This is a genomic window from Bradyrhizobium sp. SZCCHNS3002 (assembly GCF_032377435.1).
GTDB lineage: Bacteria > Pseudomonadota > Alphaproteobacteria > Rhizobiales > Xanthobacteraceae > Bradyrhizobium.
The window spans coordinates 413,750-429,570 of the sequence record NZ_JAUHHY010000003.1 but is presented as its reverse complement, the minus strand read 5'-3'; the positions used below and the strand labels follow the sequence as shown (position 1 = coordinate 429,570).

12 protein-coding genes are annotated in these 15,821 nt (G+C 65.9%); 8 read left to right on the top strand and 4 right to left on the bottom strand.

Annotated features, from left to right (window positions below; all coding sequences use genetic code 11):
* Position 1 precedes the first annotated feature (1 nt).
* The gene (locus QW845_RS09100) at positions 2-946 is read right to left on the bottom strand and encodes a metallophosphoesterase family protein (protein WP_315801254.1); all 945 of its coding nucleotides are present in this window, start codon (positions 944-946) and stop codon (positions 2-4) included.
* Between the two features lie 223 nt (positions 947-1,169).
* Here QW845_RS09100 and QW845_RS09095 point away from each other — a divergent pair, with 223 nt between their 5' ends.
* Positions 1,170-2,342 carry an acyltransferase gene (locus QW845_RS09095; RefSeq protein WP_315801253.1) on the top strand — a complete coding sequence of 391 codons (1,173 nt, stop codon included), beginning with the start codon at positions 1,170-1,172 and terminating at the stop codon, positions 2,340-2,342.
* Positions 2,343-2,694: 352 nt separating this feature from the next.
* Here QW845_RS09095 and QW845_RS09090 read toward each other — a convergent pair whose 3' ends face one another.
* Positions 2,695-4,314 carry a GMC family oxidoreductase gene (locus tag QW845_RS09090; RefSeq protein ID WP_315801252.1) on the bottom strand — a complete coding sequence of 540 codons (1,620 nt, stop codon included), beginning with the start codon at positions 4,312-4,314 and terminating at the stop codon, positions 2,695-2,697.
* A gap of 173 nt (positions 4,315-4,487) precedes the next feature.
* Between QW845_RS09090 and QW845_RS09085 the strand changes: the two genes are divergently transcribed.
* From QW845_RS09085 to QW845_RS09055, 7 genes are all read left to right on the top strand, one after another.
* Positions 4,488-5,657: a M20 aminoacylase family protein gene (locus tag QW845_RS09085; protein ID WP_315801251.1), complete on the top strand. Its 1,170-nt coding sequence runs from the start codon at positions 4,488-4,490 to the stop codon at positions 5,655-5,657.
* A 514-nt stretch (positions 5,658-6,171) separates the two neighbouring features.
* Complete coding sequence (locus QW845_RS09080; protein ID WP_315801250.1) at positions 6,172-6,519, top strand: hypothetical protein; 348 nt, start codon at positions 6,172-6,174, stop codon at positions 6,517-6,519.
* 236 nt (positions 6,520-6,755) lie between these two features.
* The gene (locus tag QW845_RS09075; protein ID WP_315801249.1) at positions 6,756-7,787 is read left to right on the top strand and encodes an aKG-HExxH-type peptide beta-hydroxylase; all 1,032 of its coding nucleotides are present in this window, start codon (positions 6,756-6,758) and stop codon (positions 7,785-7,787) included.
* The gene (locus QW845_RS09070; protein WP_315801248.1) at positions 7,784-8,989 is read left to right on the top strand and encodes a radical SAM protein; all 1,206 of its coding nucleotides are present in this window, start codon (positions 7,784-7,786) and stop codon (positions 8,987-8,989) included. The genes QW845_RS09075 and QW845_RS09070 overlap by 4 nt, the downstream gene beginning before the upstream one ends.
* 83 nt (positions 8,990-9,072) lie before the next feature.
* A complete protein-coding gene (locus QW845_RS09065) occupies positions 9,073-10,188 on the top strand; it encodes an aKG-HExxH-type peptide beta-hydroxylase (protein ID WP_315801247.1) in 1,116 nt (371 codons plus the stop codon).
* Between the two features lie 42 nt (positions 10,189-10,230).
* Complete coding sequence (locus tag QW845_RS09060; RefSeq protein ID WP_315801246.1) at positions 10,231-11,523, top strand: YcaO-like family protein; 1,293 nt, start codon at positions 10,231-10,233, stop codon at positions 11,521-11,523.
* Between the two features lie 8 nt (positions 11,524-11,531).
* On the top strand, positions 11,532-12,872 hold the full coding sequence (locus tag QW845_RS09055) for a TfuA-like protein (RefSeq protein WP_315801245.1): 1,341 nt from the start codon (positions 11,532-11,534) through the stop codon (positions 12,870-12,872).
* A 46-nt stretch (positions 12,873-12,918) separates the two neighbouring features.
* Here the strand turns inward: QW845_RS09055 and QW845_RS09050 are convergent, their stop codons facing one another.
* Both QW845_RS09050 and QW845_RS09045 read right to left on the bottom strand, forming a co-directional pair.
* A complete protein-coding gene (locus tag QW845_RS09050) occupies positions 12,919-14,403 on the bottom strand; it encodes a UdgX family uracil-DNA binding protein (protein ID WP_315801244.1) in 1,485 nt (494 codons plus the stop codon).
* A gap of 100 nt (positions 14,404-14,503) precedes the next feature.
* The gene (locus tag QW845_RS09045) at positions 14,504-15,742 is read right to left on the bottom strand and encodes a putative DNA modification/repair radical SAM protein (protein ID WP_315801243.1); all 1,239 of its coding nucleotides are present in this window, start codon (positions 15,740-15,742) and stop codon (positions 14,504-14,506) included.
* Positions 15,743-15,821 lie beyond the last annotated feature (79 nt).

Below are 15,821 nucleotides of genomic sequence, written 5' to 3'. Positions count from 1 at the left end.
CTCAGCCGGCCAGCGGCGTGTCGATGATGGCGAGCCGCTCGGACCCGACCTTGAAGTCGATGCTGGCGATGCCGAGCAGGCTGCGCAGCCTGGCGTCCTCGACCTTCATCGGGCCGGGCGAGGGCGCCGTGCCCGGCGCCGGCTGCGGAAAGGCGGTCGAGCGCGCGGTGTGGAAGGTGACGTTACCCTCGACCTTCTGCATCACCTGATGAATATGGCCGTTCAGCACCGTCACCGAGCCGAACCCCTTCAGGCTGTCCAGCGCGCGGCCGCCATCCTCGGTGCCCCAGCCCCATTCCGGATATACGGTCCACAACGGGATGTGCGCGAACACGACGACCGGGGTCGATTTCGAGCGGCCCTTGAGATCCTGCTCCAGCCAGGCGAGCTGCTCGGCGCCGAGATTGCCGAGCCCGCCGGCCTTGAGATCGACCACGTTGACCAGCCCGATGAAGTGTACGCCATTGGCGTCGAACGAATACCAGCCGGAGCCGCGCGTGCCCTTGCCGTAGCGCTCCTTGTAGAGCTTGACGTCCTCGTCGAGGAAGTCGTGCTCGCCGGGCACGTAGTGCACGTCGAGCCGCGTCTGCGAGATGATGCGATCGGCGTCGTCGAACTCGGCCGCCTTCGACAGATGCGAGATGTCGCCGGTGTGGATCATGAAGGACGGCTTCACCGGCATCGCCTTGATGCGGTTGACGGCCTCCTCGAGCGTGCCGAGCGCGTTGGGATTGGCCGGCTTGTCGAAGCCGACATGGCTGTCGCTGATCTGCAGGAAGGTCAGGCCGGAGGCGGGCTGCTCGGCCGCCCGCGCGGCGTCGACCAGGCCGAGCGAACGCGGCACGCCGCCCGACAGCGTCCAGAGCACGCCGGTGCCTGCCCACGTCATGCACTCCAGCACCTTGCGACGGCTGACGCCGTTCTCGTCGTGATCACCAAGGCTCATCGTCATCTCCCGTTGCCCGTCATCGGGCTTGCGGGTGAGAAGAGCGATGGCGGCCCGGTTTTATTCCCGGCTTCTCGCGATCGAAACGCGATGACGTGTTCGTGATCATGCCGGCCATGGCCGGCGGCTCACCTGCTCGCGCAGGATGTCGGCGCAGGGCCGCGCGAAATATACAAGCGGCGTGCGCCGCCGAAGGGCGGCTGAGGGACTGGATGCGACGTCGATGCATGAGCGCGTGATCCCCAACCTGCAACGAACCGAGCTGTCTGCCGATCGGATCGTGCCGCTCGATCGCGCCAGGACGTTCATCACGCTCTCGGTCGTGCTCTATCACTCCGCCATCAACTACACTCATTTCGGCCAGGGCGGCGACCGCATGCACTGGCTCGGCTTCGACCTCGTCGCGCTGTTCAACGACAGCTACTTCATGTCGTGCATGTTCTTCATCTCCGGCCTGTTCGTGCCGGCAAGCCTGGCGGGCCGGGGCGCGTCGGACTATGTCGGGCGCCGCGCGCTGCGGCTCGGCGTGCCCTACATCGTGTCGATCCTCGTGATCATGCCGATCGCCTATTACCGATACTACGTGGCCGAGGATCAGTTCGCCGCGGTGTGGTGGCGCATGATCAGCGAAGGGCCGTGGCCGTCCGGCTCGGCCTGGTTTCTCGGCGTGCTGCTGGGGTTTGATATACTGGCTGCGCTCGTCTGCGTCCTGGCGCCGCAGGCGATCGGCGCAGTCGGGCGCTGGGCCGGGGCGTTGCTGCACTATCCGCTCACTGGCTTCCTGATCTTCCTCGTGATCGCCAACCTGGCCTATCTGCCGCCGCATCTCGGCTTCGGCGACGGGCTGTGGTTCATGCCCGGACATTTCCCGCTGCCGTTGCAGGCGAGTCGCGCGCTGCTCTATCCGGCCTTCTTCATCGCCGGCGTGGCGATGGGAGCAGGGGGCCTGCGCACGGGTCCGTTGGCGCAGGACGGTGCGCTGGTGCAGCGCTGGTCGATCTGGTTCGGTCTCTCCTATGGCTGCTATGGCGCGATCCTGTTGCTGGCCTACGCCCATCACAACTGGATCGCGGACTTCGACTCGCCGCCGCTGTGGTGGCGCGCCGCCTATGGTATGGCGGTGGCGAGCTTCTGCGCGTCGATGGCGTTCGGCGTGCCGACCTTCTTCCTGCGCTGGGCGAAGGCCCCCCTGACGCTGATGGACCGCATGCAGCCGTCGGCCTACGGCATCTATCTGCTGCACTTCCTGCCGCTGCTGTGGCTGCAATATCTGGTCTACGACCCGGCGTGGCCGGCCGCCGTGAAGTTCGCGATCGTGCTGGTGGGCACGCTGTCGGTGAGCTGGCTGGCGACCGTGCTGTTGCGCCGGATTCCGCTGGTGGCGCGGATCATCTGATCCGTTATGCGCGGCGGCAGCTACCGTCGAATTCCTCACCGTAACACTTGGAGTCAGCAAGACGAGGCGTGGTGCGAGTGAATGCGCCCTCGCGCTTTGTGGGAGAGGGCATGTAGGACGGTGCAGCAAGCTCGGTTGGGTGAAGGGTATGCCTCAACGAGCGTCGCTCGCCGAGAGATACCCCTCACCCAACCGCGCGCGTGGATAGGCCGAAGATGCCTTCTCCCACAAGGGGAGAGGGCGCTGTATCGTACAGCGCTGTGTGTCGACGCCATCGATGCCGTGGGAACTGCGCGCGCGAGTTCAGCGCAAGGCGAGCGGGGTCGCATGCGCGCTTTGTCCCGGACGATCGTCAGCGCCCATCCTCCAAAATCATCGTCGCCGCCTTTTCCGCGATCATCGCGGTCGGCGTGTTGGTGTTGCCGGAGGTGATCGTCGGCATGATCGAGGCGTCGGCGATGCGCAGGCGGTCGATGCCGCGGAAGCGCAGCCGCTCGTCGACCACGGCCATCGGATCATCGGCGGAGCCCATCTTCGCCGTGCCGACCGGATGGAAGATCGTGGTGCCGATGTCGCCGGCGGCCTTGGCCAGCGCCGCGTCGTCATCGCCGACAGAGGGGCCCGGCAGGTATTCCTCCGGCCTGTAGGCGGCGAGCGCATTCTGTTTCATCAGCCGGCGGGTGACGCGGATGGCGTCGGCCGCGACCTGGCGGTCGTCCTCGGTCGCCAGATAGTTCGGCGCGATCGATGGCGCTTCATCGATTGCTGCGGAGCGGATGCGGACGCTGCCGCGCGAGGTCGGGCGCAGGTTGCAGGCGCTGACCGTGATCGCGGGAAAGCGATGCAGGGGATCGCCGAACTTGTCGAGCGACAGCGGCTGCACGTGGAATTGGATGTTGGCGCGGTCGCGCGTCGCATCCGAGCGCGTGAAGATGCCGAGCTGCGACGGCGCCATGGTCAGCGGCCCGCGGCGCCGGAACGCGTAGTCGAGACCCATCAGGCCGCGGCGGACCAGCGAGTAGTAGGTCTCGTTCAGCGTCTTCACGCCCGTGACCTTGTAGATCGCGCGCTGCTGCAGATGGTCCTGCAGGTTGCGTCCCACGCCCGGTCTGTCGAGGACGAGGTCGATGCCGAGCGCGCCGAGCCACTCGGCCGGGCCGATGCCCGAACGCTGCAGCACCTGCACCGAGCCGATCGAGCCGGCGCTGAGGATGACCTCGCCCCTGGTGCGGGCCTCGATGGTCTCGCCGTTCTGCCGGAAGCGCACGCCGACGGCGCGGCCGTTCTCGATGATCAGGCGATCCACCATCACCTGCGTTTCCAGCCGCAGGTTCGGCCGGCTCAGCGCCGGCTTGAGGAAGCCCCGCGCGGACGACCAGCGCCGGCCGCGCTTCTGGTTGACGTGGAAATAGCTGATGCCCTCATTGTCGCCGGTGTTGAAGTCGGGGATGCGGCGCAGGCCCATCTGCTCGGCGGCGTCGCCGACTGCATCCAGCACCGCCCAGGACAGCCGGGGCGCCTCGATCCGCCAGCCGCCGCCGACGCCATGGTGTTCGCTTTCGCCGAGAAAATGATCCTCCAGCTTCCGGAACACCGGCAGCACGTCGGAATACGACCAGCCGGCGAGCCCGAGCTGGCGCCAATGGTCGTAGTCGGCGGCCTGGCCGCGCATCGAGATCATGGCGTTGATCGCCGAGCAGCCGCCGATCACCTTGCCGCGGGGGTAGGCCAGCGAGCGGCCATTCAGCCCCGGCTCGGGCTCGGTGCGAAACATCCAGTCCGAGCGCGGGTTGCCGATCGCGAAGAGGTAGCCGACCGGAATATGGAACCAGATCCAGTTGTCGTTGCCGCCGGCCTCGAGAATCAGGACGCGGGCCTTCGGATCGGCCGAAAGGCGGTTGGCGAGGATGCAGCCGGCGGTGCCGGCGCCCACCACGATATAGTCGTAATCCCCCTCGAGCTGTCTCGGCATCGGCATTCCCTTCCCATCGTTGCCAGCTTTTAGTCAGCCCGGACCGACCCGGACAAGCGCCACGTTCATGGCTGGTTGACCGAGCCATGAGACGGGCGCAGCCCTTATCTTGGGCGGTGCGGCTTTTGCATGCTAAACAGGCGCAAAATCCCACCGGAGTTACGAGATTCCCCATGCCCATCGTCAACCGCGTCGCCGATCTGCAGCCCGATATCCAGGCCTGGAGGCGGGATATCCATTCGCATCCGGAGCTGCTTTACGACGTGCACCGGACGGCGGCCTTCGTCGCGGATCGGCTGCGCGAGTTCGGCTGTGACGAGGTCGTGACCGGCCTCGGCCAAACTGGCGTCGTCGGGGTCATCAAGGGCCGCAAGCCCGGCCATGGCGAGGTGAAGGTGCTCGGACTGCGCGCCGACATGGACGCGCTGCCGATCGTGGAGGCGACCGGACTGCCCTATGCCTCGAAGACCCCGGGCATGATGCATGCCTGCGGCCATGACGGCCATACGGCGATGCTGCTCGGCGCCGCGCGCTATCTGGCGGAGACCCGCAACTTCGCCGGCGAGGTCGCGGTGATCTTCCAGCCGGCCGAGGAGGGCGGCGGTGGTGCGGACGCGATGATCAAGGACGGCCTGATCGACCGTTTCAAGATCGACCAGGTCTACGGCATGCACAACGGGCCCGGCCTGCCGGTCGGCGCCTTCGCCATCCGCCAGGGGGCGCTGATGGCGTCGACCGACGCGATCGACATCACCATCGAGGGTCATGGCGGTCATGCCGCCAAGCCGCACAATTGCATCGACTCGCTCCTGGTCGGCGCCCAGCTCGTCACCGCGCTGCAGCAGATCGTGTCGCGCAGCGTCGATCCGCTGGAGGCCGCGGTGCTGTCGATCTGCGAGTTCCACGCCGGCAATGCCCGCAACGTGATTCCGCAGAGCGCGGTGCTGCGCGGCACCGTGCGGACGCTGACGCCGAAGGTGCGTGAGCTGATGGAGAAGCGGGTGCGCGAGGTCGTGACCGGCGTCGCCCAGATGACCGGCGCCAGGATCGACCTGAACTATGCGCGCGGCTATCCCGTTGTGATCAATCACGCCGAGCAGACCGAGATCGCGATCCGCGCCGCCAAGGAGGTCGCGGGCGACGCCAACGTCCACGAAATGCCGCCGATGATGGGCGGCGAGGACTTCGCCTACATGCTCGAGGCGCGTCCGGGCGCCTTCATCTTCGTCGGCAATGGCGACAGCGCGGGCCTGCATCACCCCGCGTACAATTTCAACGACGAGGCGATCGTCTACGGCACCTCGTTCTTCATCAAGGTGGTGGAGAACACGCTGGCGGCGTGAGGCTCGTCATCGCGCATGGAAGTGTGGCGGGCCCGCGCGGTGAGCGCGGGCCTTTTGCTTGTCCTATGCACGTTGGGGTTCGATGACCTAACCGAAACTGCTGCGTGTGCGCTGCGGTGGAACGAGGTGCGACGATATGCCTTGCGACGACATTCGCGGGAGCAGGGGTGCATCGTCCGCAGCCTTTGCAGGCATCCGAGGCGATCGCAGCATGTCCTCGATGCAAGCAATCAGCAGGTGTATCGATCCGACTACTCTATTGTGCCTCAAATAGCTTCATGTTAGTTTTTTTCGGCTTCAGCGACTGGCTGAGTGTGGACGGCCTGAGCGAAGTGGTTAGCACAGCTACATCGTTCCCAGATATGGGTTCCAGGATCGGTGTTCCAAGAAGTGTCTTCAGACGAGTGTTCCAAGATCTGTGAGTTCAGGGCGCGAGGTCACAGGACTTGTACCGGGACGTTGCTATTTCCTTTCTGAATGAATGGCGGTTCTCAACCGACTGGGAGTTTTAGGAATGGCTGATCGCGATCCGGCGGAAATGCGCAAGAAGGTCGATCTTGCGTTGAAATCCGTAGTAGATTCAGAGATTGCACGTGCCTCTCTGAAGATCGACATCATGGCGGAAGGCGTTCCATTCTCGCGCGGAGCGATCTTCAGCAAGACCAACCCGTTTTCGCGCGGCATCGTCTTCAGCCGCCTCGCGGCGATGGAGCGTCCGGACGAGATGGAACGCGAAATCGCCAACGATCCTGCGGTCTTGGGGGCTCTTGCTGAGCGCCTCACGCAGGTGCGGGCGGTGAAGGACCTCAAGGGTCAGTTCAACGTGTCTCAGGCACCGGCCGCGCCGAAATCGACCAGGTGAACGGATCGATCGTTCGGCTCAGACCAAGCGAAGCGGGCCTGCCATGTCGGATCTTGCCGATGTGACTGGTCGTGGCCCGCTTGCGCCTGACCATTGTGTATGACGGGACGTGGTCGCCGTCGTCCGCATGAGCTTTCCTGATAGCTGCTCTTGATACCGGCATCGGTTGCGGTCCTGCCTCGGCAGGAAAGCTTGCGGCTGGCTTCGTTGGCGTATTTCCGGAGGCATGCTCGATCATGAGTGACGCTTGGACCTGGCGACCGTCGAAATCTGCCTGGCATGAGAAATTCAGCGACAAGATCCTGAGATGGCAGCCCGAGGAGCGCCTCGGCCTGGATGGCGAGCCGCTCAAGGCATCGCTCATCGAAGCCAATGCGCATGAAGCGGATTGGCTTCGCCATCCCTGCATGAACTCCATCACCTATGAGGGACACGACAAAAGCCCGCAGCGCGATCTGCAGGTCGCGATCTGGACGGCTGCCAATGCGCCGACTGCCTCCACGTCGCTGACGGCGCCGGAGCCGCTGACCTTATGGTCGCCGGTCGGAGGCTATCGGATCGAGGCCGGCACGTATGACCTGAACGAGCTGGCCGGACTGCTTCCGATGAAGGAGTGGCCCTACGACATATCCGTCGATGTGGGGTGCCACTCGCTGGGATTTCCGATCCCCGATACCTGGGCCGAGCACACCGATCTCTCGGCCGACGAGCGGGCCCAGATGACGCGCGAGGTGACGAACTCTCTCGAGATCCTCGTGACCGCCGCGAAGAAGTTTCCCGAATGCGTGAATTGGGTGTCCGACGTGACGCGGGTCCTGATCCCCTTGCGCAGCAGCGAGCGATCCTATTTCCGCAGCGGATCGCAGGCCGACGTGCCCGGCATGGTCTATGCCGACCTGTTCGGCGGCCTGATGCAGGTGATGGAGGCCATCGTCCACGAATCCGCGCATCTGCATCTGTTCATGGCGGAGGCCTCTGGACCCCTGGTGGATCCGCAGCACCAGGGCCGCTACGCATCGCCGCTGCGACCGGAGCCGCGGCCCCTGCGCGGGATACTGCTGGCGTTTCACGCCATCGCCTACATCTGTGCCTTCTATCGCGAGGCCGAGAAGCAGGGGTTTGGCGGATCGGCCGAGTATGATGCCGAGCTTGCCAACATGCTGACCAAGCTCAAGGAGGCGCAGGTCGTATTGGGTGATGCCCGACAGTTCCTGACCGAGGATGGCCGCATCTTCGTCGATCGCACCGCCGAGATAGCCTACCAATGAAGGACGGTCCGCATCTTCACTTCGTGTTCAAGGTCGCGTCGCGTTGCAATCTGAACTGCTCCTATTGCTACGTCTACAACAAGGGCGACAGCACCTGGAAAGAGCGCCCCGCGATCATGGACGATGAGGTCGTCGAGATCGCGATCGACCGCATCCGCCGCCATTGCCTGGCAACAGGCCAGACCTATTTGACGATCACCTTTCATGGCGGCGAGCCGTGCCTGGTCAAGCATGAGCGGTTCAGCTCCTGGTGCCAGAAGATCAAGGACGGGCTGGCGGGCGTCGCGCGGGTGCAGCTCTGCATGCAGACCAACGGCACGCTGCTCGACGACGGCTGGGCCGAGATCATCAAGAGGTTCGACATCGATCTCGGGATCAGCATCGATGGAACGCCGGAGGTGCACGATTCCCTGCGCGTCGATCATGCCGGGCGGGGCTCCTATCACGACGTCGAACAGGGCCTTTCGGTGCTGCGCCGCGCCGGGATTCCGCTGCGCTTCCTGTCGGTGATCCAGCTCGGGGCCAGCGGCGCCGCGGTGCATCGCCATCTGACGAGCCTGAGCCCGGCCTCCATCGACTATCTGCTGCCGGATTTCACCCATGACACCATCGCGGCGGTTCGCGACCGTTATGGGCCGACGCCCTGTGCCGATTTCCTGATCCCGATCTTCGAGGATTGGTGGCGGGACGGCACGCTGGATCTCCGGATCAAGATTTTCTGGAATATCGCCTGGCTGGTTCAGGGCGGGGAGAGCCGCATCGACATGCTCGGCAACCAGCCGCTGACCTTTTTGTTCGTCAACACCGATGGCGAGATCGAAGGGCTGGATGTGCTGCGGGTCTGCTACGACGGCGCCGCGCGCACCGGCCTGAACGTGCGGACCTCCGATTTCATGGACGTCCAGCACGCCGGCGAATTCCATCGCGCGGCGGTGTTCGAGGGCATGCCGCTGCCCGACGGCTGCCGCGCCTGCCGCGAGCGCGATACCTGCGCCGGCGGCTATCTTCCGCATCGCTATGCATCGCAGACGGGATTCAACAATCCGACGGTGTGGTGCGCCGATCTCCTGAAGCTGTTTGATCACGTCCGCGAACGGCTGGGGACGTCGGTGGAGGAAACGAAGCTCCGCCGGGCCCATTTCATCGATATGGCGCTGCAGCGGGCGGTGGGGTTGCAGCAGGAATTGCCGGCCATCGGCTGAGGCGGGACCTGATCGCCGTCTTAGCAGCGATCGCGCCGGGACTGCGGCGAGAGTGGAATGCGGAAGCGGAAGGAGTGCGCACGATGACGATCACCCGGATGCCCGACGTTCTGCGCTGGAACGATTACGACGCGGTGTGCGACGGCGTGCTCGCCGCCTATGGCGACCGGCTCGCGCGGAAGCTGGGCGAAGCCCTGGGCGAGATCTGCCGCGACGATCCCGCGGGCGGGGACGAGCTGCGCAGCTTGATGGATCGCGTCGCGGACGATGGCTTCATGCGGGTTCTCGATGCCCCAGAGACCTCGTTCCGTCTGCTGTCGGCACCGGGCCGGCACGCCGAGGACAAGGGACGATTTCTGCGCGATGCGTTCGTGGCCGAGGCGTTGCGCCAGGAGCTCGACGTCGCCGCCGACCGGGACGTGTGGACCGCGCTCGGCGACCGCGGCTATCTCCGTGACGGCGCCTGCATCTGGCCCCAGGTCGAGGGCATGCCGGTGACCGATTACGGCAGCCCGCATGCGCTCAGGGTGGACCTGTCCGGCCAGGACCGGCCGGTCCCGCCGCCGCGCCCGCCGTTCTCCGACAGCGAAATCGACCGGCTGCATGATCTGCTGCGCCGGTCGCGGGCGGCGCTCGAACGGACCGAGGCGGGGCTTCCCCGCTTCGTCGCGCGCTTCAACATCGCACTCATCCTGCAGAAGGACCCGGAAAGCCCGGGCAGCTTCTCGTCGGGGTCGAACGGCTACTACATCGGCCGCACCTTCCTCGCCAATCCGCATCTTCCCGAGATCGACGAATCCCACGTCGCCGATGCGCTGGTCCATGAGGGCATCCACGCGCTGCTCTACATGCAGGAGCAGGAACAGCCCTGGTTTCTCGATTCGACGGCGAAGGGGTCGCTGCCGCGCATCACCTCGCCCTGGAGCGGCAGCCGGCTGCCGTTTCCGTCGTTCCTGCAGGCCTGTTTCGTCTGGTACGGCCTGCTGCATTTCTGGAGCCGGGCGATGCAGTCCGGCGCGTTCGAGCAGGGCGTCGCAATCAAGCGCATCCAGCTCTGCCTGCGCGGCTTCTGCAAGCAGCCGCTGCTCGACAGCATCGCGGGGTTCACGTCGGTGGTCGACGCCGATGTGCAGAAGACCATCGAGGAGATGCAGAACGTCGTCGTCGGCGCTTTCGCCGATGTCCGCCATGCAGGCTGATGCGACGACGACGTCGGTGACGGTTGAGTGCGGAGGCTGCGGATGGGGAGTGGAACGGCACTGCATCGGGATCGTCTGGCCGCGCATCCGGTCCAGAAGAGCTTTCGATCGGGAACGCAGCGGTCGGTGCCGCCGTCGCAGACGGTGGAGCGGGTGCGTCCTTACCTCGCCGAGATGGGGATCACGCGGGTGGCCGACGTCACCGGCCTCGACCGGGTCGGCATTCCCGTCACCATGGTCTGCCGGCCGAACTCGCGCTCGGTCTCGGTGTCGCAGGGCAAGGGGTTGACCCTGGACGCCGCGAAGGCGTCGGGCCTGATGGAATCGATCGAGCTGTTTCACGCCGAGACGATCACGCTGCCGTTGAAGCTTGCGACCTATGCCGAGCTGATCCGCGACCATGACGTGGTCGACGTCGCCGACCTGCCGCTGATCGCCGGCGGGCGCTTCCATCCGGATCTGCAGATGCTGTGGATCGAAGGCCGCGATCTGATTGCGGATGCCGATGTCTGGGTGCCGTTCGAGATGGTGAACCTCTCGACATCGCGCCCCGAAATGCCGGCCGGCAGCTTCATCTCGTCGTCGAACGGCTTGGCGTCCGGCAACCACCTGATCGAGGCGCTGCTGCACGGCATCTGCGAGGTCGTGGAGCGCGATGCGACCACGCTCTGGCACCTGCGCAGTCCGGACGAGCAGCAGGGCCGGCGCATCGCGCTCGACACGGTTCAGGACGAAGGCAACAGGCGGCTGCTAGAGATGTGCGAGCGTGCGGGCCTCGAGGTGGTGGCGTGGGACATCAGCTCCGATGTCGGGCTCGCCGCCTGCCAGTGCCTGATCTTCGATCGTGACGAGGAGCTGGGGCGGGATCTCTATGCTGCGTTGGGCATGGGCGCGCATCTGTCGCCGGAGATCGCCTTCCTGCGCGCGCTGACGGAAGCGGCGCAGAGCCGGCTGACGCTGATCGCGGGGGCGCGCGACGACGTGTTTCGCGAGGAATATGACGAGACGGCGCTGGCCGCGCAGTTTCTCGGCGAGCAGCGGGCGTTGCTGCGAACCAGCCCGCCGAAACGAAGCCTGCGCGAAACGCCGTCGCTGGCGTCGGAGACGTTCAACGACGATCTCGCCGTGGTTCTCGAACGGCTGCAGTCCGCCGGTGTCCGGCAGGTGATCGCAGTCGATCTCACCAAGAGCAGGTTCGAGATCCCCGTGGCGAGGGTCGTCATTCCAGGGCTCGAGACCTTCGACAAGAATCCGGACTACAGCCCGGGGCGGAGGGCGCGGGCCTTCGCCGATGATCAGCTCTCGCGGCGCCAGCCATCGGGGCATCCGCTATGACATGCATCGTGTTCACCGGGCCGACGCTGCATCCGCGCGACGCCGCGCTCGAATTGGAGGCGGAGTATCTCCCGCCGGTGCAGCAGGGCGACGTCTATCGCGCCGCGCTGGCGAAGCCTGCGGCGATCGGGATCATCGACGGCTATTTCGAGCAGGTGCCGTCGGTGTGGCACAAGGAGATCCTGTGGGCGATGGCCAACGGCATCCACGTGTTCGGCAGCGCCAGCATGGGCGCGCTGCGCGCGGCCGAGCTGCACGCGTTCGGCATGGAGGGCGTCGGCAAGGTATTCGCGGCGTATCGCGACGGCGTGTTCGAGGCCGACGACGAGGTCGCCCTGATTCACGGGCCGGCGGAGCTCGGCTTTCCCGCGCTGTCCGAGCCGCTGGTCAACATCCGTTTCACCCTGCAGAAGGCGGTCGCCGCTGGGGTGATCTCGGAGGCGTCCCGTCAGATCCTAGAGGCGCTCGGCAAGGCAAGCTTCTATCCCGAGCGCAGCTACCCGGCGCTGCTGCAGGGCGCGCGGTCCGATGGCCGCCTGACGTCGCAGGAGATCGCCGCGCTCGAGGCCTGGCTGCCGGATCACCGCATCGACCAGAAGCGCGAGGACGCGCTGGAGATGCTGCGGACGATGCGGCGCCGGTTCGCCGGCGACGTGGTGCCCAAGGCGGTCGAGTACGCCTTCGAACACACGCAGTTGTGGGATGGGCTGATCCAGGACGCGCAGCGCTCGGCGGCAGCAGAACGCGAGTCCGGCATCCCGGACGGGACGCCGCAACTGATGGACGAGCTGCGGCTGCTGGCGGTGCGCGGCGGCGACCTGTCCGACAAGGCGATCGCGCGATTTCTCGCCGCATCGGAGGCCAAGCGCCGCGGCGTCAGGGTCGACGCCCAGGCGCTGAGCGCGGAGATCATCCGGTTTCGCCAGAGCAGGGATCTGATGGACCCGGCCGAGCTCGAGGCGTGGATCGCGCGCAACGGCCTGACCCGCTCGGAGTTTCTGGAGCTGATGCTGGACGAGGCGCGCATCCGCTCGTTCAGGAAGGGGCTCAACGGCTCGGCCCTGAATGCGCTGGCCGACTGGGCCCGGATCGACGGCCATTTCGAGGATCTGCTGGCGCGCGCCCGCGACAAATGCGAGGTGCTGAAGCAGACGGAGATCGATGGCGGCGGCTGTCCGGCCGATTTCGGCATCAGCGAGGACGAGCTGATGGCGAGATATCTGCCGGCAGCGCCCGACGACGGAGGCCAGGACGAGGCGGAGTTGGCGGGATCGCTCGGGTTTCCGGATCGCGCCGCGCTGATCCAGGCCCTGCTGCGCGAGCACGTTTACACCTCGCGCAAATCCTGACCGACGGTTGCCGCGTTGTGCTTTACGCCCGATGGCGGGGAGGCGGTCATGCCGCGTGGGCGCGCTTGAGCGCGGCGGCGGCGATCTTCAGGTCTTGCACGAAGAGTTCGTATTCACGCGCCTTGGCGTCGGCGTCGGGCAGGCGCAAGAGATAGGACGGGTGCACCGTGATCATCGCCCTGACACCATCGGGCAGGTCGACCACATGGCCGCGATTCTTGGTGACCTGGGTGATCTTGCCGAACACCGACTGCGCCGCGGTGGCGCCCATCGCCACGACCAGAGCGGGCCGGACGGCGGCGAGCTCGCGCTCGTACCATTGCCGGCAGGCCTTGATCTCCGGCGTGGCCGGCTTCTGGTGCAGCCGGATCTTGCCGCGCGGCACGAACTTGAAATGCTTCACCGCATTGGTGACGTAGACCTTGGACCGGTCGATGCCGGCCTCTGCGAGCGCACGGTCGAGCATCTGTCCCGCCGGGCCGACGAACGGATGGCCGGCCAGATCCTCTTTGTCGCCCGGCTGCTCGCCGACCAGCATCAGCGGCGCATGCTCAGGACCTTCCCCGAACACGGTCTGGGTCGCATCCTTCCACAGCGGGCAGGCGCGGCAGGACGCGGCTTCTTCACGCAAGGTCTCAAGGTCGGCGGCGACAACATCACGTGAGGTCTCAGCAGCAGCATGCGCGTGGGCTTTCGGCTTGCGGGTCATCGCGGTCTCCTCGACGCGCTTCTGTGGCTTGTGCGGTTCGGTGCCAGGTTCGGCGATCATCTCGGTGGTGCGCCGGGCGGCAGCCGCGATCAGCGGCTGGATCAGCTTGGCCTCGGGCAGGTTCTGCCAATATTTCTTCGGCATCTCCTTTTCCATTGCCTTCACTTTGAGCCGTGCCGGATTGAAAATGCTGGCATAATAGCGCAGCCACACCTCTTCGAGGCGGTCTTCCGACGGCGCTTCGGCCTTGCTCACACCCGGCGTGAACGAGACGTGGCTGCCGTCCCAATGCGCGCAGATTTCCGGGGTGAGGATCGACCAGGGCATGTCGGCGAAGCGCCGGGCGAAGAACGGCGCGGCGCGCTCGACGATGTGATGCTCCGGCTCGAACCAGGCGACGTAGCGTGACTCGCGCTCGCGGCCGACCTCGCGGAAACGGACGAAGGCGTGCATCTTGTGGACGTCGCGGCGCACCGCGCGCGCCAGCGCATTGGCCTGCGCGACGTCGGGATCGGTGGCGATGTCCATGAGATCGTGGTTGGTCCGCAGCCGCCACAGCAGCCGGTAGAGCAGGGTGAAGCGGCTGGGGTCGCTGTGCAGGATCGCGCTTTCAGCAAGCTCCATGAAGCTCGCCGGCACCGAAAACGCGCCCTTGGGCACCTCGGGCAGCTGGGTGTCAGCATGGTCGTCGAACAGATCGGGCGCCGCGCCCTTGATGCGCCATGTGACATCCGCCGGCCTGACGTCGTTCATCGCCAGCGCCCGCGCCGCCCGGCGCCAGCCGTCGAAATCGGTGTCGCTGTCGAGGGTTACGACGTGCATTTGTCTCCTCACGTCATTGCGAGGAGCGAAGCGACGAAGCAATCCAGAGTCGTCGTGTCGCCCCTGGATCGCGTCGCTGCGCTCGCGATTACGGCTTCCGTCAAAATCCAAATCCCAGCTGCTGCGGCTTGGGCCGCAGCCGGGCTCTGAGGCTGGCACCGTCGAGCAAAGACGGAGACGGCCGGTGGTCGGAGAGAACGATGAACGGCAGCGCCTTGTTCCGGACGACGTTGAGCCGGGCGAGATCCGCAAGGCGGATCGTGGTGGTGCGCCGGGTCGCGAGGATGCGCTGCACGGTGCGGGTGCCGAAGCCGGGTACGCGCAGCAGCTCCTCGCGGCTTGCGGTGTTGATGTCGAGCGGGAAGCGGTCGCGGTGGCGCAGCGCCCAGGCAAGCTTGGGGTCGATGTCGAGCGGCAGCATGCCCTCGTTCTCCTCGACGATCTCGTCGGCGTCGAAGCCGTAGAACCGCATCAGCCAGTCGGCCTGGTACAGCCGGTGCTCGCGCACCAGAGGCGGGGCCTGCAGCGGCAGCGCGCGGCTGGCATCGGGGATCGGGCTGAAGGCGGAGTAATACACGCGCTTGAGCTTGTAGGCGCCGTAGAGATTGGCCGAGGTCGACAGGATGACGCGGTCGTTGGCCGCGTCGGCGCCGACGATCATCTGCGTGCTCTGGCCGGCCGGCGCAAAGCGCGGCGGCTTCGCCCGGCGCACCGTCTTCTTGGCTTCCGCCGTCTCGTCGAGCTTCAGCCTGAGACGGCCCATGGTGCGGCGGATCGCGCGCTGGTCCTTCTCCGGCGCGAGCTGCGTCAGGCTCTCTTCCAGCGGCGTCTCGATGTTGATGCTGAGCCGGTCGGCGTAGCGGCCGGCTTCCGCGATCAGCGCCTCGTCGGCTTCGGGAATCGTCTTCAGATGGATGTAGCCGCGGAAGCGATGCTCCTCGCGCAGCTTGCGCGCGACGCTCACGACCTGCTCCATCGTGTAGTCCGGGCTGCGGATGATGCCCGACGACAGGAATAGCCCCTCGATGTAGTTGCGGCGATAGAAGTCGATGGTGAGCTTCACCACCTCGTCGACCGTGAAGCGGGCGCGCGGCACGTTGGAGGAGGCGCGGTTGACGCAATACAGGCAGTCGTAGTTGCAGGCATTGGTCAGCAGAACCTTGAGCAGCGAGATGCAGCGTCCGTCCGGCGCATAGGAATGGCAGATGCCCATGCCGGGCGCGGTCGAGCCGAGACCCTTGCCGTCGCGGGAATCCCGCATCTCAGTACCGCTGGAGGCGCAGGACGCGTCGTACTTGGCGGCATCGGCCAGGATCTCCAGCTTGCGGAGCAGCTCCATACCTTTGAATCCCTTTGATTCCATTCGTTGAATCGTATCCGGGGCAATCCCGATTGACTCTCTCGAAGGCGTTAGCTTT

Bases quoted from the DNA above. Each gene is read 5' to 3' on its own strand.
- QW845_RS09045 (WP_315801243.1), bottom strand. From the start codon at position 15,742: ATGGAGCTGCTCCGCAAGCTGGAGATCCTGGCCGATGCCGCCAAGTAC.
- QW845_RS09095 (WP_315801253.1), top strand. From the start codon at position 1,170: ATGCATGAGCGCGTGATCCCCAACCTGCAACGAACCGAGCTGTCTGCC.
- QW845_RS09090 (WP_315801252.1), bottom strand. From the start codon at position 4,314: ATGCCGAGACAGCTCGAGGGGGATTACGACTATATCGTGGTGGGCGCC.
- QW845_RS09075 (WP_315801249.1), top strand. From the start codon at position 6,756: ATGAGTGACGCTTGGACCTGGCGACCGTCGAAATCTGCCTGGCATGAG.
- QW845_RS09085 (WP_315801251.1), top strand. From the start codon at position 4,488: ATGCCCATCGTCAACCGCGTCGCCGATCTGCAGCCCGATATCCAGGCC.
- QW845_RS09100 (WP_315801254.1), bottom strand. From the start codon at position 946: ATGAGCCTTGGTGATCACGACGAGAACGGCGTCAGCCGTCGCAAGGTG.
- QW845_RS09080 (WP_315801250.1), top strand. From the start codon at position 6,172: ATGGCTGATCGCGATCCGGCGGAAATGCGCAAGAAGGTCGATCTTGCG.
- QW845_RS09070 (WP_315801248.1), top strand. From the start codon at position 7,784: ATGAAGGACGGTCCGCATCTTCACTTCGTGTTCAAGGTCGCGTCGCGT.
- QW845_RS09060 (WP_315801246.1), top strand. From the start codon at position 10,231: ATGGGGAGTGGAACGGCACTGCATCGGGATCGTCTGGCCGCGCATCCG.
- QW845_RS09050 (WP_315801244.1), bottom strand. From the start codon at position 14,403: ATGCACGTCGTAACCCTCGACAGCGACACCGATTTCGACGGCTGGCGC.
- QW845_RS09065 (WP_315801247.1), top strand. From the start codon at position 9,073: ATGACGATCACCCGGATGCCCGACGTTCTGCGCTGGAACGATTACGAC.